Origin of the sequence: Paracoccus sp. J55, from assembly GCF_000513975.1 — a bacterium.
GTDB lineage: Bacteria > Pseudomonadota > Alphaproteobacteria > Rhodobacterales > Rhodobacteraceae > Paracoccus.
In genome coordinates this window covers 1-20,168 of the sequence record NZ_AZVA01000015.1, presented here as the reverse complement: position 1 = coordinate 20,168, position 20,168 = coordinate 1, and the positions used below count along the sequence as shown (strand labels likewise).

The following is a 20,168-nucleotide window of genomic DNA, read 5'->3' as shown; positions in this document are numbered from 1 at the left end:
TGGGGGGCCGGCTTACAGCCAGCCCTTGATGCGTTCGGTGATCTTGCCCACCGTCAGCCCATACATCTCGTGCAGGGTCGGCAGGGCTCCGGCCTCCAGGAACTGGTCCGGCAGGCCGATCATGCGGAATGTCGGCGTGACGCCATTGCGTAACAACGTGGTGGCGACGGCCTCGCCCAGGCCGCCGACGACGGTATGGTTCTCGGCCGTGACCACCAGCCGCCCGCCCTTGCGCGCCTCGGCCAGGATCGTCTCGGTATCCAGGGGCTTGATCGTCGGCACATGCAGCACCGCCGCATCGACCCCGTCCCGGGCCAGCGCCTCGGCGGCGTCCAGCGCACGCATGGTCATGAACCCGGTCGAGACGATCAGCACGTCCCGGCCCTCGCGGATCACCTGCGCCTTGCCCAGCTGGAACCTGTAATCCGGCTTGTGGCGGGTCAGCACCGATGGCACCTTGCCGCGCGGCAGGCGGCTGTAGACCGGGCCGTCATGGGCGGCGATCTGCGGCACCATGCCGATGATGTCGTCGGCGTCGCAGGGATCGATCACGGTCATGTTCGGCAGGCCGCGGAAGATCGCCAGATCCTCGGTCGCCTGATGGCTGGGGCCGTAGCCGGTGGTCAGGCCCGGCAGGGCGCAGACGATCTTGACCGGCAGGTTTTCCTCGGCGATGGCCATGGCGATGAAGTCATAGGCGCGGCGGCTGGCAAAGACCGCATAGGTCGTCGCGAACGGGTTGAAGCCCTCGCGCGCCAGCCCGGCGGCGGCGGACATCAGCAACTGCTCGGCCATGCCCATCTGGTAGAAACGGTCGGGCATCGCCTGCGCGAAGATGTGCAGGTCGGTGTATTTGGCCAGGTCAGCGGACAGGCCGACGATCCTGTCGTCCTTCTGCGCCGCCTCGACCAGCGCATGGCCGAAGGGTGCAGCCACGGTGTCATAGCCCTCGGCCGCTAGCGAGGCGATCATCGCCGTGGTCGCCACGCGCGGCCCCTCGGGCAGCTTGCGCGGTTCGTATTTGCGCTTCATCGATGCCAGCGTCATTGCGGTTTCCCCTCCTCCAGGACGGCCAGGGCCTTGGCCCATTCATCCGCCTCGACGCGGACGAAATGCGTGATTTCGCGTTTCTCCAGGAAATCGACGCCCTTGCACATGGTGGTGTCGAAGATGATGACGCGGGGACCGCGGTGGTCGGTTTCGCGTGCGGCGTCCAGCGCCGCGACGACGGCCGCAAGGTCGTTGCCGTCGACCCGTTGCGCGTGCCAGCCGAAGGCCTGCCATTTGGCACGCTCGTCGCCCTGGGCCAGCGCGGCGGTCGATTTGCCGTCGGCCTGCTGGTCGTTGAAATCGACAAGGCAGATCAGGTTGTCCAGCCGGTGCTGGACGCCGGACATCACGGCTTCCCAGGTCGATCCCTCGCCCAATTCGCCGTCCGACATCAGGTTGTAGACGAAGGCCGGGCTGTTCTTGCGCTTCAGCCCCATCGCCATGCCGACGGCGATGCCGAGGCCATGACCCAGCGAACCGCCGGTGATCTCCATCCCCGGAGTATAGGAGGCCATGCCCGACATCGGCATGCGGGAATCATCCATGCCGTAGGTCTCAAGCTCTTCCTCGGGCAGGATGCCGGCCTCCATCAGCACGGCGTAAAGCGCGATGGCGTAATGCCCGATCGACAGCAGGAAGCGGTCGCGGCCTTCCCATTCCGGGTTTCTGGGGTCGTAGTTCAGGGCGTGGAAATAGGATGCGGCCAGCACATCGGCCACGCCAAGCGCCTGGCCGATATAGCCCTGTCCCTGCACCTCGCCCATCAGCAGGGCCTTGCGGCGAATATTCCATGCCCGCAGCGCCAACGAAACGTTGGACGCCGCAGATACGCGGCTTTGATCTGTCATGAATTCCTCCCATCGGCTTGGGCCGTGAGAGCAAGCTTGCGCCGAATCAGGCCCGTAGTCTTGTATGTTTTCTTTACAGTTTGTGAAGGTGAGCTTCAGATACCCGCAAGCCGGCCTGCCCGCGCGGGATGAAGGACCCATGGCAGGACAGGAAGGCCGCCGCCTCCGGCCGTGCTTGCGCAGCAACCCCTTCAGGAATCCAGACGCATGCCTGCCATTTCCCTTGCGAGCGCGTTGCACATCAGGTGCTTGGCCGGGTCGATGGGGCTTGAGGTGGAGACGAAGATCCCCACCCGGATGTTGGCAAGCATCTCCTGGATCAACGGCACGAAGCGGAGCTGGCCGTCTTCGATGTCGTCGTAGAAGCCAATCTTGGTATAAAGCCCGATACCATGACCGCCCAGGATCATCTGCTTCGCAAGAAACAACGTGTTCGTGAAGATATGTGTCGACAGCGGCGTGACCAATGTCGTGATCGCCTGATCAATGATCGAGTTCCCGCCGCGGGCATCGATGGTGCGCACCAGCCTGTAGGCGGCAATGTCGTCGAGTGTGACGCTGGTCCGGCCGGCAAGCGGATGGTCGGGACGAACGATAACGCCAAAGGGCGCGGATTTTTCGGATAGCAGCCTGACGCCGGGATGATCCGAGAACGTGAAGGCGATGCCGATCTCGGCCGCGCCGCTGGCCACGGCCTGCACTGCGTCCTCGGGTTGGGCGGTCGTGACGGAGATCGAGATGTCGGGATAGATCTTTCCGAATTCGTTCATCGCCCGGGGCAGGCAGCCCATCGCAATCGAATCGATCGTGCAGATGTTGATATGCCCCGTGCGCAGATCGCGCATGTCGTCGATCAGGATCTTGGTGCGCTCGAAATCGTGAAGCACCGTACGGCAATGCTCCAGAAGGATCGCGCCCACGGCCGTCAGCTCCACGCCCTCCGGGGTGCGGTCGAAGATCGAGACGCCCAGCCGCTGCTCGACGTTGAGGATCTTGCGGTTCACCGAGGTGGACGAAACGTTGAGAAGCTGCGCCGCCTTGCGGATCGACCGCTGCCGGGCGACCTCGTCGAAATACTTCAGGAAGCTGGTATGCATGCTGCCTCGACGCCAGGGGGGTGATGCGTTTTCTGCACCGCTGTTGGTAAAACTTTCTTCTATCTGCACTGCATCCGCAACGCTAAAGTCAGTGCAACAAGGTCGAAACAAGGGCCGCCCCACCACCAACAGAGAGATGGAAAGATGCGACACAGAACAAAGCTCGACCGGCGCAGTCTGTTGCAGGGCATGACGGCCCTTGGGGCCGCCTTTGTCGGAACCCGGATCGGTATCGAACGGGCCTGGGCCGCTGATATCCATACGATCAAGCTGCAGCTCGGGTGGCTGGCGGGGAACGGCATCCTGGGGGAACTGGCCGCCGATGAGAACGGCTATTTCGCCGAGGAAGGGCTGGCGCTGGAAGTCGTCGCCGGAGGTCCGAACGTGGACGGTGTGGCCTCGGTCGCGTCGGGGCGGGCCGAGATCGGCTCGATCAGCTCCAGCCCGTCGCTGATGCTGGCGCGCTCGCAGGGGCTGCCGGTCAAGTGCATCGCGGCAGGGTATCAGCAGCATCCCTTCACCTATTTCTCGCTCGAAAAGAACCCGGTGCGCGAGCCGAAGGATCTGATCGGCAAGACCGTGGCCACCAACGGCACCGCGCGGATTCTGTTGCAGGCGCTGCTGGCCGCCAACGGCATCCCCGAGGATCAGGTCGAGGTGCGGGTGATGGGCGCGGACATGTCGCCGCTGCTGACCGGGCAGGCCGATGTGGTGACCGGCTGGAAAACCAATGTCAGCGCCTTGTCGGTGCTGGGGCCGGAGCGGGTCGACATGACCCTGTGGGATGCGGGCATCAGGCTTTACGCCAATCCCTATTACGTCACCGACAGGTCGCTGAACGAAAACCCCGAGCAGGTCCGCGGGATGCTGCGCGCGATCGCACGCGGCTGGGGCTGGGTGCATGACAATCCCGAAGCCGCCGTGGACATCCTCGTGTCGCGTTATCCCAACCTTGACCGGGATGCCGAACTCGCGGCGGTGGGTGCTGTCGTCGAATACAGCTTCGACGAGGCGACGCGCGAACGCGGCTGGGGCACGATGACGCGCGAAAACTGGCAGGCGCAGATCGACATCTACGACCGCCTCGGCCAGTTCGAAGGCGGGGCGCCTGCGGTCGACGACGTCATGACCCTTTCGGTGCTGGATGAAATCGCCGCGGTGCGGCCGGTATACGGTTGAACGACATGATGGAACCCATGGAAACCCTTGTGGGGCAGCCGGTTGACACGACGCGGGTGAAGGCTCCGGCGGCCACGCTGGACGCGGCAACGGTCCGCTTCGGATCCTATACCGCCATCGACAAGCTTGACCTCCGGATCGAGGCCGGCGCGTTCTACACCATCCTCGGCCCGTCGGGATGCGGCAAGTCCACGCTGCTGCGGCTGGTCTCGGACCTGATCCCCGCCGCGGGGGGCGATGTCTCGATCTTCGGCAAGACGACCGAAGAGGCACGGCTGGCGCGGGAATTCGCCTTCGTCTTTCAGGATGCCGCCCTGCTGCCGTGGCGGTCGGCCCTGAAGAATGTCGAGCTGCCGCTGGAAATCGGGCGCAAGCGCGGGGCCGTGATCCCGACCGGGCCGCGCAGCCCCCGCGAATTGCTAGAGCTGGTCGGCCTGAAGGGCCGCGAAAACGCCCTTCCGCATGAACTGTCGGGCGGGATGCGCCAACGGGTCGCCATTGCGCGCGCGCTGCTGTGCCAGCCCAAGCTGCTGCTGATGGACGAGCCCTTTGGCGCGCTGGACGAGATGACCCGCGACCGGCTGAACCTTCAGCTGCTGGACATCTGGCGGGAGACGGGGACGACGATCCTGTTCGTGACACACTCCATTTCCGAGGCGGTTTTCCTGGGGCAGAAGGTGATCATGCTGCGCGCCAATCCCGGACGCCTGCGCGAAATCGTCGATATCGACCTGCCCGAGCCGCGGCAGATGAAGCTGCGCGATACGCCCGAATTCAACCGCTATTGCAGCTATCTGCGCGAACTTCTGGAGACCTGCTGATGGCCGTCATCGAAAACCTTGGCATCGCCGATCCCCAGGCCCTTGCCCGAAGCGCGGCGCGCAGGGAAAGGCTGGTCTCGACCATCGTGCCCATCGGGACAGCCGTCGCGCTGGTCGGGTTGTGGCAGCTGGGGGTCAGGGCCCTGGGCGTCCCGACCTATATCGCCCCCGCGCCGTCGGACGTCGCCGTCACCCTAGTCGAGAAGTTTCCCCTGCTGATGCAGAACTTCTGGCCCACCTTCTTTGAAAGCGTGGCGGGCTTCGTGGTGGGCAATCTTGCCGCCATCCTGATCGCGGTGGCCTTCGTCCATTCCCGCAATGTCGAGCGGGCGTTCTTCCCCATCGCCGTCTTCGTCAACACCATCCCGATCCTGGCCATCGCGCCGATCCTTGTGCTGATCTTCGGGCCGGGCATGACGGCAAAGGTGGTGATCGCCGCGCTGATCTGCTTCTTCCCGACGCTGGTCAACATGGTGCGCGGCCTGCAGTCGGTCAGCCCGCAGACGCTGGAACTGGCGCGGATCCTGTCGGCGTCGAAGGCCGAGGTCTTCTGGAAGATGCGCTTGCCGTCGTCGCTGCCGTTCCTGTTCTCGGCGCTGAAGATCTCGGCCACCACCTCGGTCATCGGTGCCATCGTCGGCGAATGGGTCGGTGCGGATCTGGGCCTGGGTGCGCTCATCATCGACGCGACCTTCAATTTCAACTCGCCGCTGCTTTACGCCACGGTGCTCATGTCCTCGGGGCTGTCGGTGCTGATGTTCGCCCTGGTCACGCTGGCCGAACGCCGGATCGTGCGCTGGTAACCTGAGACCATTCGAAACAACCGGAAAATCGACGCCGCGGTCCTGACCCGCCCCGGCGTGACAGGAGGAGCTTGTCCAAAATGACCGATCGCATCAGGGATTTTCTCACCACCAGGGCCGAGCAGGTGCCGGTCGTCAGCAACACCGACGTGGTGGTGATCGGGGCGGGCCCGGCAGGTCTGTCCGCCGCCGTGTCGGCCGCCCGCAACGGGGCGCGGGTGACGCTGGTGGAACGCTATCACCACCTGGGCGGCATGGCGTCGGGCGGCATGGTCCTCGTGCTGGACGACATGGTGAACGAGGGAACCGAGATCGTCACCACCGGCATCGTCAGCGAATTCGTGGACCGGATGCAGCGCCAGGACGGCGCCGTCTTTCCCCCGCCCGAAGATTGCCAGACCAATTGGGAGATGTGGCGGAAATGGGCGCGCTGGGGCTGCATCGACTTTCACAAGCAGGGCATGCCGCAGCCGATCATCCACGCGGTCGCCTTCGACCCCGATGCCTGGAAGCGCGTCAGCCTGGATCTGGTCGCCGAGGCCGGGATCGAGCTGCGCACCCATAGCTGGTTTTCCGAAGCCATCGTCGAGAACGGCCGTGTCACCGGCGTGATCGTGCAGACCAAGCTGGGCCGGCAGGCGATCCGTGCGCGGATGGTGGTGGATGCCTCGGGCGACCTGGACGTGGCGGCCTCGGCGGGCGCGTCCTTCGCGACCGGGCAGTTCATCGTCACGACCGTCTTCCGCCTGATGGACGTGGACACCACCAGGGCGGAAGCGTTCGAATACGAAAACCCCGAAGCCTTCAAGGCCCTCGACCGCCAGGCCAGGCGCGTCATCGGCGGGGCCTGGGGGATGTGGTGGCTGAAGACGCCGCTGCCCGGCGTGGTCTGGTGCAACTGCCCGCACATGCCGGGCTATGACGGCCTGTCGCCCGAACACATGGTCGAGGCCGAATATGAAGGCCGCCGCCGGATGATGGCGCTGCTGGACTTCGCCCGCGCCAACCTGCCGGGCTTCGAGAATGCCAGGATGCTGGGAGCGGCGGAACAGATGGGCATCCGGCAGACGCGGCTGTTGCAGGGCGAATACATCGTCACCAAGGACGACGTGAAGAAGCGGCGCCATTTCGCGGACTCGGTCTGCCGGGGCAGGGACTACTATACCCCCTATCGGGCGCTGCTGCCCCGGGGGATCGACAACCTGATCGTCGCCGGCCGGCACTATTCGGTCGAAAGCGAGGCGCAGAAGCAATCGCGTGAAATCCCTCCCTGCATGGCCCAGGGCGAGGCTGCCGGCGTGGCCGTGGCCAAGGCGCTTCAGGCCAATTGCGCGCTGCGCGACGTCGATGTCAGGGCCATCCAGAAGCAGATGCGGGCGCAGGGCGCCGATCCGGGCGACGTGCCCTCGGCCAATGCGCTGATCGAACCAATCGCCGCCGCCTGAGAAAGGGAACCACCATGACGAAACAGCACCTTCCGCTGGAGGGCATCCGCGTCCTCGACTTTACCCAGGTGATGATGGGTCCCTGCGCCACGCAGATGCTGGCCGATTTCGGTGCGGACGTGATCAAGGTCGAACGCCCCGGCGAGGGCGACCTGTCGCGCAACTTCTTCGGAGAGCCGAGCGAGGAGGCGATGAACAACGCGGTCTTCGCCTCGCTCAACCGCAACAAGCGGTCGGTGGAGATCGACACCAAGTCCGAGGCCGGCCGCCGGATGATCTATGAGCTGGTCGCCCAGTCGGACGTGGTCGTGGACAATTTCCGCGCCGGGGTGATGCGGCGCCTGGGCTTCGATTATGACACGCTGTCGAAGCTCAACCCCGCCATCATCTGCGCCTCGGGCACCGGCTTCGGAGAGGTCGGCCCCTATGCCCACAAGGGCGGCCAGGACGTGCTGGCCCAGGCCATGACCGGGGTCATGGAAAAGACCCAGGACCCGGCGGTTCCGAAGTCGATCTATCCGACCACGCTTTGCGACTACACGGCCGGGATGCATCTTGTGCAGGGGATCCTTGCGGCGCTTCTGGCGCGGGCCAGGACCGGGCGCGGGCAGAAGGTCGGCGTCTCGCTTTATGACTCGATGATCGCCATGCAGATGCAAGAGGCCGCGCAATGGTCGAAGCACCGCGAGGTGCTGAACTGGGCCGCGATGCCGCTGACCGGCGTCTTCGACACGACTGACGGGGCGGTGGTGGTGGTCGGTGCCTTCAAGCCGCATCCGCTGCGCGACATCTGCGCGGCCTTGCAGATCGAGGATCTGTCGGCCGATTATCCGAACCTTGCGTCGCAGCGGGCCAACAAGCCCTATCTGCAGGGACGATTCCGCGACGCCTTTGCGACCAACACGACCGCCCACTGGATCAAGCGGCTTGAGGATCAGGACCTGCTCTGCGCCCCCGTCCGTTCCCTGGGCGAGGCGCTGGATGACGCCCAGACCGCGGTCAATGGCATGTTGCTGGACCTGGACCACCCGATCCTGGGAAAGATCACCCTGGTCGGGTCGCCCGTTCATCTCAGCGAGGCCCCTCTGGTGATCCGCCATGCGCCGCCGCGGCTGGGGGAGCATACCGACGAGATCATCCGCGAATTCAACCTGAACGCCGTCGCGCGGAAGGAGGCGGTATGACCGTCCGCTTCGAAGTCGTCGATCAGGTCGCGCGCGTCACCATCGACCGTCCCGACCGGATGAATGCCGTCGATGCTGCGACCGATGCCAGGCTTGACCGCATCTGGTCGGAAATCGAGACGCGCAGCGATATCCGCTGCGTGGTCCTGACCGGGGCGGGGGACCGGGCCTTCAGCGCGGGCGCGGACATGAAGGCCGCGAACGGGCTCAGCGGGCTGGAATACTGGGGCGCCGCCAATCCGAACGGCTTCGGCGGCATCGCCCTGCGGCAAAGCCTGACCGTGCCCGTCATCGCCCGGGTCAACGGCCTTGCCCTTGGCGGCGGGTTCGAGATGGTGCTGGGCGCCGATATCGTCATCGCCTCGACCGAGGCCCGGTTCGGGCTGCCAGAGGCACGGGTCGGCCGCCTGCCCCTGGACGGCGGCATGGTCGCCCTGCAACGCCTGATCCCCCGCAACATCGCGGCCGGGCTGATGATGACGGGCCGGATGCTGTCCGCGCAAGAGGCCGCGCGGTTCGGGCTGGTCAACGCGGTCGTGCCGCCCGACCGGCTGGATGCCGAAGTCGATGCCTGGGTCGCGGACATCCTGTCCTGCGCGCCCTTGTCGGTGGCCGCGATCAAGGACACGATCCGTTCGACGGCCCATCTGAATCCGCATGAAGCGCGCGACCTGCGCCGCCCGGCCCTGATCGCTGCCCTGAAATCCGAGGATTCGATCGAAGGCGTCGCCGCATTCCGCGAGAAGCGCGCGCCCGTCTGGCGCGGCCGGTAAATGCCATGGCGCTTGTCATCCAGGGCCGCTGCATCGACGTCAAGGACGGGATCTGCACCACCTCCTGTCCCGTCGATTGCATCTACGAGGGCGAGCGGATGTTCTACATCCACCCGACCGAATGCATCGAATGCGGCATGTGCGAAAGCATCTGCCCCGTCGATGCGATCCGATACGAGGACGAGCTGGACCCCGAAAATGCCATCTTCGCACGCATCAACCGCGAGGTCTTCGTCAACGAGGCCGGCGAGATGGAGGAACCCGGCGGCTGGTCCCGTGGCATGGCGCCCCGGCCGGATCATCCGGATCTGCCGGTCCGCCCCCGTCCCGTCATGCAGGCAATCTGAAGGAGAACAGGATGAAAGGGATCGTCGCTGCGGTGCCGACACCGATCGATGCACAGGGCCGCTTCCTCGGGGCCGCCTTTGTGGAACATGCGCGCTGGGCCCTGGCCAACGGCTGCGACGGATTGAACGTCCTGGGATCCACCGGCGAGGCGAATTCCCTCGACGCCGGGACGCGCCGCATGGTCATGACCCACGCCGCCGAGGCGCTGGACCGCCGCCGCCTGATGGTCGGGACCGGCACGCCGTCGATTGACGAAACCATCGGCCTGACCCGCCATGCCGACGACCTGGGCTATCCCGTGGCCCTGGTTCTGCCGCCCTATTACTATACGCCCCCGTCCGAGGAGGGGCTGATCGCCTGGTACCTGGCGCTTCACGCGGCGCTGGGCGACCGGCCGATCCGGGTCTGGTTCTACAATTTTCCGCAGATGACCGGCTTCGTGATCCCCGAGGCGGTGATCGCGCATCTGCACGCCGTGGCGCCGCAGCGGTTCGATGGCATCAAGGACAGTTCCGGCGACCTTTCCTATTGCCGCGGCCTGGTCTCCCGGCTCCCCGGCCTGAAGGTCTTTCCCAGTTCGGAAACCACGCTGGCCGAGGGACGAAGGGACGGCTTCGCAGGCTGCATCTCGGCCACGGCGAACCACACAGCCCCGATCTGCGCGCGCCTCTGGCGGGGAGAGACGGGGCTGGCGCCCCGCTTGGCCGAGTTGCGGGCCGCCATATCGGCCTGCCCTCTGATCCCCGCGGTCAAGTATCTGGTGGCCCGCCGCACCGCCAACCCCGAATGGCAGAACGTGCTGCCGCCCTTCACGGCCCTTGGCGCGTCCGCCATCGCATCGCTGGATCGGCTGGCGTCCGAGCGCGTCGCAGCCTGAACCCAGCAGGAGAAGATCATGAAAGACAGGAACGAAATCCAGGGCAACCTGATCGGCGGCGAATGGCTGCCGGACGGCGACTGCCGCCCCGATGTGAACCCTTCCGATACCCGCGACATCATCGGGTTCTTTGCCTCTGCGGACCGCGCCGCGGTCGATCAGGCCGTCCACGCTGCCCGGTCGGCCTTTCCGGCTTGGGCGGCGGCCGGTCCGCAGGTCCGGCACGACCTGCTTGATGCCGTCGGCACCGAATTGCTGGCGCGCAAGGAAGAGATCGGGCACCTTCTTGCACGGGAAGAAGGCAAGACCCTGCCCGAGGCGATGGGCGAGACCGTCCGCGCGGGCCAGGTCTTCAAGTTCTTTGCCGGAGAGGCGCTGCGCGTTGCCGGCGATGCCCAGCAGTCGGTCCGCCCCGGCATCGACGTCGCCGTCACCAGAGAGCCTTTGGGCGTCATCGCCCTGATCACGCCCTGGAACTTTCCAATCGCCATCCCGGCCTGGAAGATCGCGCCCGCGCTTGCCTATGGCAATTGCGTGGTGCTGAAGCCCGCCGAACTGACGCCGGGCTGCGCCCATGTGATCGCGCAGCTTCTGCACAAGCATGGCTGCCCGGCCGGCGTCTTCAACCTGGTGATGGGGCAGGGATCGGTCTTGGGCGATGCCCTGGTGTCGCATCCGGGAATCGATGCGGTGTCCTTCACGGGTTCGGTGGCGACCGGCTCGCGCATCGCCGCGACATGCGGCACCCTGCGCCGGAAGGTCCAGCTTGAGATGGGCGGCAAGAATCCGATGGTCGTGATGGACGACGCCGATCTGCAGACCGCGGTTCAGGCCTGCCTGAATGGCGCCTTCTTCTCGACCGGGCAGCGTTGCACGGCGTCTTCGCGGCTGATCGTGCAGAAAGGCATCCACGATGCCTTTGTCGAGAGGCTTGGCCGCGAAATGCGGGCCCTGCGCGTCGGGGATGCCTTGCAGCCGGATACCCAGATCGGGCCGGTGGTCGATCAGCGCCAGCTTGATTCCAACCTTGCCTATGTGGACCTGGCCCGAAGCGAAGCCGCCGAGGTACTTGGCGGCGAGCGGCTGGAGCTGGACAAGCCCGGCTTCTACCAGGCCCCGGCCCTGTTCCTGAACACGACGAACGGCGCCCGCATCAACCGCGAGGAAATCTTCGGCCCCTGCGCTTCCGTCATCAAGGTCGAGGATTTCGACGAGGCCCTGGCCGCGGCCAACGACACGGAATTCGGCCTTTCGGCCGGCATCTGCACGGGCAGCCTGAAACACGCCTCGGAATTCCGCCGCAGGGTCGAGGCGGGGATGGTCATGGTGAATCTTCCGACCGCAGGCGTCGATTATCATGTGCCCTTCGGAGGGCGTAAGGGCTCGTCCTTCGGTCCGCGGGAACAGGGCCGCTATGCTGCCGAGTTCTACACGGTGGTGAAGACAGCTTATCAGCTGGCCTAGCAATCGTGCCGTCCGCATATCGACCGCTATCCCGGCGCACGGCACCGGTGGTTGTCGAGCCCGCGGCGCGTGGCGGTGTGGTCGACCACCGCAACCACGCGCTGCCCAGACCCGAGGCGGACGAGCATAGGGAGCTGCAACCGGCGCCTTCCTGCTGGTGGTGGCTCGGGGGCGCGTCCTCTCGACCGTCCCGGCCCGCTATTCCGGGCGCTGAACGAAACAGGCGGCGACCGGGCGCTCCGGTCGCCGGCCTTGCCAGCTTGCGCGCCTTGGCACCCTTCAGTGCGGGCCGCCGTCACGACATTGCCGACCTTGGGGCCTTCGCGGGTCTGTTCACTGCTGTCGGGGACGGCGGGCTGCCCCACCGCCTCGGTCTTGACCGCACAGCGCCGGTCGGCCTGCCCGCAGCGCCCGGCGGGTCCCGCCATGGCGGGGGTCGCGGCCAGGTTCAGCTGCGTCAGGACCATCAGAGGGCGGCTTGGGCCCGTCGCGCCGGGCATTTGCGGTCGTTCCGCCGGCATTCCGCCGGCGGGCCGTGGCCATCTGGCTGCTGTCCAGGGCCGTCACCGAACAGACTCCGGGCCCCAGGCGGCGGGTTCAGCAGACCTGCACCGTGCATCCCATCAGGCCATTTGCGCAGCGCAGTCCGGAAGACTCGCAAAGCGATGGCATCACGCGCAGATCAACTCACCATTCGGCGGCGGCGCTAGCGCCTGACCAGCACCACCTCGCCGGCACCGGCGCCCGTGGCGATCTGCAGCGCCGCCCATTCCTTGGCGGCCTGGTTGCGGGCCGAGGCGGCCGAGAGCCGGGCGCTGGCCGTCGAGCGGTCGGAATCGAGCAGGTCCAGAAGCGCCAGCCCGCCCTCGGCAAAGCTGGTCCGGGCCAGCCGATAGGCCCGGTCATAGGCCGCTGCCGCGCCTTCCAGCGCCGCGGCCTGCTGGCGATAGCGGCGCAGGTTCGATTGCGCGACCTGCACGTCCTCGACCGCCTGCGACACGCTGGCCCGCCAGGCGATCTCGGCCTCGCGCCCCTCGGCGATGCGCCGCGCGCGGGTGGCCTGCAGCGCGCCCTGGTTCAGCACCGGAAACGAGATCGCCGGGCCGAAGCCCCAGGTCTTCGCCCCGCCGCTTTCGCTGACCGAACCCGTCAGCGTCAGCGAGGGCAGCAGGTCGGCCGTCGCCACCCCCACCGCCGCCAGCGCCGCGGCCAGGTCGTATTCGGCCGAGCGCACATCGGGCCGGTTGCGCAAGAGGTCTGCCGGCACGCCGGCGTGGGCGCTGCCGGGAATGCGGAGTTGGCCCGAGCCGCGCTGCATCTGCGCCTGAACCGAGCTGGCCGGTTCGTTGAGCAGCGTCGCGATGCTGAACACCTGCGCGTCGAACTGCGCCTGATAGCCGGGGATCTCGGCCCGCGCGGCAGCCAGCAGCGCCTCGGCCTGGGCCATGTCGAACTCGCTGACCACGCCGAATTCGCGCTGCTCGCGGGTGATGCGGACGGTTTCCTCGCGGCTCGAAACCGTCTGCCGCGTCAGCGCCAGGGCCTGCTGGTAATAGCGCGCGTCGCTATAGGCATCGATCAGCTCGGCGATCCAGGCCAGCCGGGCGGTGCCCAGATCCGCCTTGGCGGCCTCGAGGCTGGCCGCCGCGCCCTGCCTTTGGCGCCGGGCGCCGCCGAACAGGTCGAAGACGAAATTCGCGCCGAGGCTGGAGGTGGTAACGTTCTGCACCGCCGCGCCCGCCGTGGAGCCGCGTTCGCGCGACGCATCGGCCGAGCCGGATGTCTGCGCCGCCAGCACCCCGGTGCCGCGCAGGTCGGCGGCGGCGGCGCGGATGCGCTCGCGCGCGGCGGCCTCGTCCAGGTTCTGCTTCAGCCCGCGCGCGATCAGCTCGTTCAGCACCGGGTCGCGATATTCGGCCCAGAAGGCGCGGTTGGCGACCTTGCCGGCGGATGCGGTCGCGCCTTCGGCGAAGGTCGCGGGCACGGGGATTGCGGGTCGGTCGTTGGGATCGGGGCCGACGGCCGTGCAGCCCGCCGCCAGAAGCAGCAGCGCCGGGCCGAGGAATCGGGAAGGGGAAATCACGTCTTGGCTCTCTTGCTGGTGAAATGCTGCACGGTCCTGAGGACCGCGACGTAGAAGACGGCGACGAGGAAGATGCCTATCACCGCCGAGGCCGCGATCCCGCCCAGCACGCCGATGCCGATGGAGTGCTGCGCCGCCGCGCCCGCGCCGCTGGCCAGCGCCAGGGGCAGGACGCCCAGCATGAAGGCCAGCGTGGTCATCAGGATCGGACGCAGCCGCATGCGCGATGCCTCGACCGCGGCCTCCAGCAGCGGCTTGCCCTGCCGGTGCAGCATCTCGGCGAATTCCACGATCAGGATGGCGTTGCGCGCCGCAAGCCCGATGGTGGTCAGCAGGCCGACCTTGAAATAGACGTCGTTCGACTGGCCGAAGGCCAGCGCCGCCGCCATGGCGCCGACGATGCCGATGGGCACGGTCATCATCACCGAAAGCGGCACCGACCAGCTTTCGTAAAGCGCCGCCAGCGCAAGGAACACCACCAGGGCCGACAGCGCGAACAGCATGGGCGCCTGGTTGCCCGACAGCCGCTCCTGATAGGACAGCCCGGTCCAGGCGGTGCCGTAGCCGCCATCCATGCCGGCGACCAGTTCCTCCATCACCTCCATCGCGGTGCCCGAGGAGACGCCCTGCGCCGCGGCGCCGGAAATCTCCATCGAACGGGTGCCGCCATAGCGCGCCAGGCTCTGCGCCTGCTGGTCCCATTCCTGCGCGGTGAAGGCGGCGAAGGACACCATGTCGCCGTCGCTGTTCCTGACATACCATTTCTCGATGTCGTCGGACTGCATCCGCGCCCCCGCCGCGCCCTGGACGATCACCGGGCGCAGCTCGGCCCCCAGCGAGAAATCGTTGACGTTCGCACTGGCGAAGATCACCGACAGCGTGGTGTTCAGGTCCGAGATCGACAGGCCATAGGCCGCGGCCTTCTGCTGGTCGATGTCGATGCGACGCGAGGTCTCGAAGGGCGCGTCATTGCCCTGCAGGCTGGTGACGCGGCCGTCCTGCGTCGCCTGCCGGACCAGTTCGTCGGCGGCCGCGGCCAGCGCCTCCTGCCCGTTGCCCGCCTGGTCGATCAGTTGCATGGTGAAGCCGGCGGTATTGCCCATGCCCTGGATGGCCGGCGGCTGCATGAAGAACACCTGTCCGTTCTTGTTCGACATGAACTTCATGTTGCCCCGCGTCGCCATCGAGGCGGCGTCGAAACCCTCGCGCTGGTCGAAATCCCTGAGCTTGATGAAGATCATCGCGTTGCGCGCGCCCGAGCCGCCGAAGCCGAAGCCGAGCGCCGCGAAGACGCTTTCGGCGGTGTCGCTTTCCTCGCCCAGCACATATTGCTCGACCTCCTCGACCAGCGCCCTTGTGCGCTCGGCGGTCGAGCCCTCGGGGGTCTCGACCATGACCATCAGCACGCCCTGGTCCTCGGACGGCAGGAACGAGCCGGGCAGCTTCTGATAGAGCATGTATGCCCCGGCGCCGAAGGCCAGCAGCACGACCAGGAAGCGGAAGGGCCGGCGCACGAAGGCGCCCACCACCCCGGCATAGCCGTTCGTGGCGCGGTCCAGGCTGCGGTTGAACCAGCGCGCGGGCGCGATGCCGCCGCCATGGCCGCGCGGCTTCAGCAGCGTGGCGCACATGGCCGGGGTCAGGATCAGCGCGACGCCCAGCGACAGCACCATGGCCGAGATGATCGTGACCGAGAACTGCCGATAGATCACCCCGGTCGAGCCGGACATGAAGGCCATCGGCAGGAACACCGCCGACAGCACCAGCACGATGCCGATCAGCGCCGAGGAAATCTCGTCCATGCTCTTCTCGGTCGCCTCGACCGGGCCGATGCCTTCCTCCTCCATCACCCGCTCGACATTCTCGACCACGACGATGGCGTCGTCGACCAGAAGGCCGATGGCCAGCACCATGGCGAACATGGTCAGGGTGTTGATCGACATGCCGAAGAAGGACAGCACCCCGAAGGTGCCCAGCAGCACCACCGGGATCGCCAGCGTCGGGATCAGCGTCGCGCGCCAGCTTTGCAGGAAGACCAGGATCACCAGGAAGACCAGCACCACCGCCTCGATCAGCGTGTGATAGACTTGGTTGATGGATTCCTCGACGAAGGGCGAGGTGTCGTAGGGATAGACGATCTGCACCCCGGCCGGCAGCGAGGCTTGCAGCCCGTCCAGCACGTTGCGCACGGCGGCGGCCGTATCGACGGCGTTCGCGCCCGTGGCCAGGTTCACGCCGAACCCCGCCGCCGGCATGCCGTTGTAGCGCGAGGACGAGCCGTAATCCTCCTGCCCGATCTCGATATCGGCCACGTCGCCCAGGAACACCGTGGCGCCGTCGCTGTCGGTGCGCAGCAGGATGCGCTCGAACTCGCGCACCGAGGTCAGCTGCGACTGCGCCGAAAGCGGCACGTTCAGCTGCTGGCCCTTGATCGTCGGCTGGCTGCCGAGGCTGCCCACGGTGACGTTGGTGTTTTGTTCGCTGACCGCCGAGACCACGTCCGAGGGCGTGACCTGGTATTGCAGCATCCGGTCGGGATCGAGCCAGATCCGCATCGCATAGCCCGAGCCGAAGCTGTTGATCGAGCCGACGCCGGCGGTGCGCTTGACCGGGTCCTCGATGACCTGCGCGACCAGATCGCCCAGTTCCAGCGAGGTCATGCTGCCGTCGGTCGAGGTCAGCGCCCCCACCAGCAGGATCGACGAGGTCGAGCGCGTGACCGAGACCCCCCGGCTCTGCACGGCGTCGGGCAGTTGCGAGGTCACCAGCTGCAGCTTGTTCTGCACCTGCACCTGGGCGATGTCCGGGTCCACGCTGTCGTCGAAGGTCAGCTGGATCGAGCTCGACCCCTGCGACGAGGTCGAGGTCATGTAGGTCAAGCCGTCAAGGCCGGTCATGCCGTCCTCGATGATCGAGGTCACCGAGTTCTCGACGATGTCGGGCGAGGCGCCGGTATAGGTGGCGCTGATGCGCACGGTGGTCGGCGCGATGTCGGGATATTGCGCGATGGGCAGGCTGGACAGGCCATAGACGCCGGCCAGCATGGTGATGATGGCCAGAACCCAGGCAAAGACCGGCCGGTGGATGAAGAAACGGGCCATCGGATTACTCCGCCTGCGTCGCCGGCAGGTCGCGGACCACGCCGTTCTCGTCGATCTCGACCGGGGTGGCGGCGATCTCGGCGCCCTCGGCCAGGCCGGTGATGCCGTTCACGATCAGCGCGTCGCCGGCTTGCAGCCCGGCGGTGACGATCCAGCTGTTCTGATGCACGCCCTCCTCGGTCAGCACGCGCTTCGCGGCCTTGCCATCCTCGGCCACCCAGGCCGACAGCGTGCCGTCGCGGCTGCGCGTCGCGGCCATCTGCGGCACCAGAATCGCCTGGATCCGGCCGATCTCGATGGTCCCGCGCACGAACATGCCGGGCAGGATGCGGCGCTCGGGGTTGTCGAAGCGGAAGCGGAAGTCGATGGCCCCGGTCGAGGTCGAGACGGTATAGCCCGGCGCCACCATCTCGCCGGTGGCGGCATAGGTCGCGCCGTTCTCCAGCGTCAGCTGCGCCTTCAGCGTCTGGCTCATCTTGATCTGGCCCGACTCGATGCGGTCGCGGATGCGCTGCAGCCGGGCCGAGGGTTCGTACATGTCCACGTCGATCGGGTCGAGCTGTGTCACCGTCGCCAGCGCGTCGCTTTGCCCCGAGGTCACCAGGTCGCCCGGTGAGACCGCGGCGACCGAGGGCAGCCCGTCCAGCGGGCTGGCGATCGTGGTCCAGGACAGCTGCGTTTCGGCCAGCTTCAGCGCGGCCTCGGCCGCAGTGGCAGCGGCCTGCGCCTGCTCCATCGTGGCCTGGGCCTGTTCCAGCGCCGCCTGGGTCGAGCCCGAGCCCTGCAGCCTGCGCGCCCGTTCATAGGCGGCCTCGGCCTGCGGCACGGCCGCCTTGGCGGAAGCGAGATTGGCGCGCGCCTCCTCGACCGCGGCCTCGTAGGTGGTCGGGTCGATCCGGAACATCGGATCGCCCGCCTTGATCGGCTGGCCGGGATTGTAAAGCACCTCGGTCACGAAACCGTCCACCCGCGGGCGGATATCCACCGCGTCGCGCGCCACGGCCCGGCCGGGCAGGGTGCTGACCAGCGGCACGGATTCGGCCTTGACCGCGACGACGCCGACTTCCTTCGGGCCGGATGCCGGCGGCTGCTGGGCTTCGGCCTGCCCCGCAACGGAAAGGGCGGCCAGGACGAGGCCCAGAAGAAACGAGCGAAAGTTCATGCGGATAATCCCTGGTCGAAAACGGATTGGTTCGGTTCAGCCTGCCACAGGTTGCGCCGGGGCGGGAGGGGGCGGTTTCATCGCCGGTTCTCCGCGCTGTCCCAGAGCACCCAGAGCCAGAACAGCCCGTTCAGCAGCCCGCCGATGGCGGCGCCGCGCCCGGCATGGCCGAAGGCCCAGCCGACAAGGGCGCCGAGTTCGACGCTGAGCGCCAGCGTCATGGCGAACCAGATGAGCGCGCCGAACAGCCTTGTCGGCCAGTCGTGGTCGTGGCCCAGCGTCATCCGGCCCGCCCTTCCCGAGACGCGCCGGCCAGTGGAAGGCCGTCGCAAAGGGCGTCGGCGACGGCCGGATTCGGCACTAGGTCCAGCAGGCCGCCGCGAACATGGCCCAGCCGAAAGACCAGGCTTTCGCCGCCGAACCCGATCAGGCTGGACGACACCATCCGCGCCGCGCCGGCATCGGCCTGCGCGTCGCCGCGCGGCGCGCAAGGCGTCATGCGCCGCCGGGCTTCGGCTAGGGTCTTGCTGGCCATCTTCGCGTCCTGTCACCTGTCTTTGGGCGGCGTCCTGCCGCCACCCGAAACCATGATGCCCATCAATCGTCCGGACGCACGCAGAGTTTTGTAAGGAATTGTTTCTGAAAGGCGACGAGAAATGCTTCGTTACAAATTCGGTTTTTCCGGAAACACACGGATACAGGGAGGACGAATGGCGGAAACAGCCCGCGGCTATATGGAAACCGGGTCTCCGCCGCCGCGCGGAGCCGGATGATTCGCGCCAGAGTCGGGCGGGGGATGTCCGATCCGCAGGACCATACCAGTCGCGCTGATCCTCGGCGCCCTGCTGGTCGCCGGTGCGCCGGCGCAGAACGAGGCCGGAAGGTTCGCCAAAATCACCGGACCCTGCCACAGGGCGGCGACGGGCCCAGCTACCCGAATGTTTGGAGGAATAAGCAAGCATATACAGCTGCTTCGGTGAACAGATGTTCCGAATATCGGAATACTGGCAGTCTATTGGCTGAGCCTGGGGGGAGGTCTCGCGTTCGTCCTTTGTGGGCGGATCGAGGTGAAGTCAGACGATGCCTCCGCCCCCGGACACGGCCTTGGGTCTCTGGGCGGCGACGCGGGCGCGATAGCGCGAGGCGCGGAAGGTCGCGACCGGATCGATGGCCGCGCCGGCGCGCAGCCGTGCCATTTGCAGGATCGGCTCGACATCGGTGCGGAAGGCCGCGCGCAGCGTCGCCGCCGCCATCAGCGCATCGTTTTCCGCCCGGAAGCCCTCCAGCGCCGCGCGGTCGACCAGCGAAGCCTGCACGAAGGCGCGCTGGATCTCGCCGGCCGAGACGATCAGGCTTTCGATCGGATCGGTGACATTGTGGCTCTGGTCGATCATATGGGCCAGGTCGAGGCCGGGCGTGTCCTCCAGCTCGACCAGTTCGTTGAAGACCAGGAACAGGCGGAAGGGCTCGATGGTGCCGCTGTCCAGGTCGTCGTCGCCATATTTGCTGTCGTTGAAATGGAAGCCGCCCAGCTTGCCGGCCCGCACCAGCCGGGCCACGATCATCTCGATATTGACGTTCGGGGCGTGATGGCCCAGGTCCACCAGGCATTGCGCCTGCGGACCCAGCTCCTGCGCGGTCATCAGGCTGGTGCCCCAGTCCTGCACGACGGTCGAATAGAAGGCCGGCTCATAGATGTCAACGGCGGAGCAAAAGTCGGCCGGGGCGGCGGCGTAAAGTCCGGCCAGTTGGGGGGTGCGCCATGGCGCGCGCGCTGGCCACATAGCTGGCGCGAGCCATGGCGCACTGGCCCCTTAGGGCCAATCGTGGGTAGATATTTTATGGTGATCAGCGCTGTTTACGGGCTGTGCTGTTGGCGAGGCGATAGCTTTCGCCGTTCATCTCGATGATGTTGACGTGGTGGGTCAGTCGG

Annotated in this window: 18 protein-coding genes and 1 pseudogene; 9 read left to right on the top strand and 10 right to left on the bottom strand. The window is 66.9% G+C overall.

What is annotated here, in order from left to right; genetic code table 11:
• Nucleotides 1-12: 12 nt before the first annotated feature.
• The 3 genes from PARJ55_RS0113890 to PARJ55_RS0113880 all read right to left on the bottom strand — a co-directional run bounded on the left by PARJ55_RS0113890 (nucleotide 13) and on the right by PARJ55_RS0113880 (nucleotide 2,995).
• Complete coding sequence (locus tag PARJ55_RS0113890; RefSeq protein ID WP_028713592.1) at nucleotides 13-1,047, bottom strand: transketolase family protein; 1,035 nt, start codon at nucleotides 1,045-1,047, stop codon at nucleotides 13-15.
• Nucleotides 1,044-1,898: a transketolase gene (locus tag PARJ55_RS0113885; protein ID WP_028713591.1), complete on the bottom strand. Its 855-nt coding sequence runs from the start codon at nucleotides 1,896-1,898 to the stop codon at nucleotides 1,044-1,046. The genes PARJ55_RS0113890 and PARJ55_RS0113885 overlap by 4 nt, the downstream gene beginning before the upstream one ends.
• Before the next feature lie 191 nt (nucleotides 1,899-2,089).
• Complete coding sequence (locus tag PARJ55_RS0113880) at nucleotides 2,090-2,995, bottom strand: LysR family transcriptional regulator (protein WP_028713590.1); 906 nt, start codon at nucleotides 2,993-2,995, stop codon at nucleotides 2,090-2,092.
• Nucleotides 2,996-3,139: 144 nt separating this feature from the next.
• On the opposite strand from PARJ55_RS0113880, the gene PARJ55_RS0113875 reads away from it, so the two are divergent.
• The 9 genes from PARJ55_RS0113875 to PARJ55_RS0113835 all read left to right on the top strand — a co-directional run bounded on the left by PARJ55_RS0113875 (nucleotide 3,140) and on the right by PARJ55_RS0113835 (nucleotide 11,889).
• Nucleotides 3,140-4,174, top strand: coding sequence for an ABC transporter substrate-binding protein (locus PARJ55_RS0113875; protein ID WP_028713589.1), 1,035 nt, complete (start codon nucleotides 3,140-3,142; stop codon nucleotides 4,172-4,174).
• Nucleotides 4,175-4,191: 17 nt separating this feature from the next.
• On the top strand, nucleotides 4,192-4,995 hold the full coding sequence (locus PARJ55_RS0113870; protein WP_028713588.1) for an ABC transporter ATP-binding protein: 804 nt from the start codon (nucleotides 4,192-4,194) through the stop codon (nucleotides 4,993-4,995).
• On the top strand, nucleotides 4,995-5,798 hold the full coding sequence (locus PARJ55_RS0113865; RefSeq protein ID WP_028713587.1) for an ABC transporter permease: 804 nt from the start codon (nucleotides 4,995-4,997) through the stop codon (nucleotides 5,796-5,798). Before PARJ55_RS0113870 ends, PARJ55_RS0113865 begins: the two co-directional genes overlap by 1 nt.
• An 80-nt stretch (nucleotides 5,799-5,878) precedes the next feature.
• Entirely contained in the window at nucleotides 5,879-7,243 is a 1,365-nt protein-coding gene (locus PARJ55_RS0113860; RefSeq protein ID WP_028713586.1) for an FAD-dependent oxidoreductase, read from the top strand.
• Between the two features lie 14 nt (nucleotides 7,244-7,257).
• Entirely contained in the window at nucleotides 7,258-8,427 is a 1,170-nt protein-coding gene (locus PARJ55_RS0113855; RefSeq protein WP_028713585.1) for a CaiB/BaiF CoA-transferase family protein, read from the top strand.
• Complete coding sequence (locus tag PARJ55_RS0113850; RefSeq protein ID WP_028713584.1) at nucleotides 8,424-9,200, top strand: enoyl-CoA hydratase-related protein; 777 nt, start codon at nucleotides 8,424-8,426, stop codon at nucleotides 9,198-9,200. The genes PARJ55_RS0113855 and PARJ55_RS0113850 overlap by 4 nt, the downstream gene beginning before the upstream one ends.
• 5 nt (nucleotides 9,201-9,205) lie before the next feature.
• The gene (locus tag PARJ55_RS0113845) at nucleotides 9,206-9,547 is read left to right on the top strand and encodes a ferredoxin family protein (protein WP_028713583.1); all 342 of its coding nucleotides are present in this window, start codon (nucleotides 9,206-9,208) and stop codon (nucleotides 9,545-9,547) included.
• 11 nt (nucleotides 9,548-9,558) lie between these two features.
• A complete protein-coding gene (locus PARJ55_RS0113840) occupies nucleotides 9,559-10,425 on the top strand; it encodes a dihydrodipicolinate synthase family protein (RefSeq protein WP_036714220.1) in 867 nt (288 codons plus the stop codon).
• A gap of 18 nt (nucleotides 10,426-10,443) precedes the next feature.
• A complete protein-coding gene (locus PARJ55_RS0113835; RefSeq protein WP_036698300.1) occupies nucleotides 10,444-11,889 on the top strand; it encodes an aldehyde dehydrogenase family protein in 1,446 nt (481 codons plus the stop codon).
• A gap of 706 nt (nucleotides 11,890-12,595) precedes the next feature.
• On the opposite strand, the gene PARJ55_RS0113830 is transcribed toward PARJ55_RS0113835, so the two are convergent.
• The 7 genes and pseudogenes from PARJ55_RS0113830 to PARJ55_RS22135 all read right to left on the bottom strand — a co-directional run.
• On the bottom strand, nucleotides 12,596-13,972 hold the full coding sequence (locus tag PARJ55_RS0113830) for an efflux transporter outer membrane subunit (RefSeq protein ID WP_051416277.1): 1,377 nt from the start codon (nucleotides 13,970-13,972) through the stop codon (nucleotides 12,596-12,598).
• A complete protein-coding gene (locus PARJ55_RS0113825; protein ID WP_028713579.1) occupies nucleotides 13,969-17,073 on the bottom strand; it encodes an efflux RND transporter permease subunit in 3,105 nt (1,034 codons plus the stop codon). Before PARJ55_RS0113825 ends, PARJ55_RS0113830 begins: the two co-directional genes overlap by 4 nt.
• Nucleotides 17,074-17,077: 4 nt before the next feature.
• Complete coding sequence (locus PARJ55_RS0113820) at nucleotides 17,078-18,235, bottom strand: efflux RND transporter periplasmic adaptor subunit (protein ID WP_028713578.1); 1,158 nt, start codon at nucleotides 18,233-18,235, stop codon at nucleotides 17,078-17,080.
• A gap of 77 nt (nucleotides 18,236-18,312) precedes the next feature.
• Entirely contained in the window at nucleotides 18,313-18,519 is a 207-nt protein-coding gene (locus tag PARJ55_RS0113815) for a hypothetical protein (protein ID WP_028713577.1), read from the bottom strand.
• Nucleotides 18,516-18,770 (bottom strand): hypothetical protein, encoded by a 255-nt coding sequence (locus tag PARJ55_RS0113810; RefSeq protein WP_028713576.1) that lies wholly within the window; start codon nucleotides 18,768-18,770, stop codon nucleotides 18,516-18,518. The genes PARJ55_RS0113815 and PARJ55_RS0113810 overlap by 4 nt, the downstream gene beginning before the upstream one ends.
• A 538-nt stretch (nucleotides 18,771-19,308) precedes the next feature.
• Nucleotides 19,309-20,019, bottom strand: coding sequence for a hypothetical protein (locus tag PARJ55_RS22140; protein WP_232215714.1), 711 nt, complete (start codon nucleotides 20,017-20,019; stop codon nucleotides 19,309-19,311).
• Nucleotides 20,020-20,083: 64 nt separating this feature from the next.
• Nucleotides 20,084-20,168 (bottom strand): annotated as a pseudogene (locus PARJ55_RS22135) (ATP-binding protein); the annotation flags it as partial.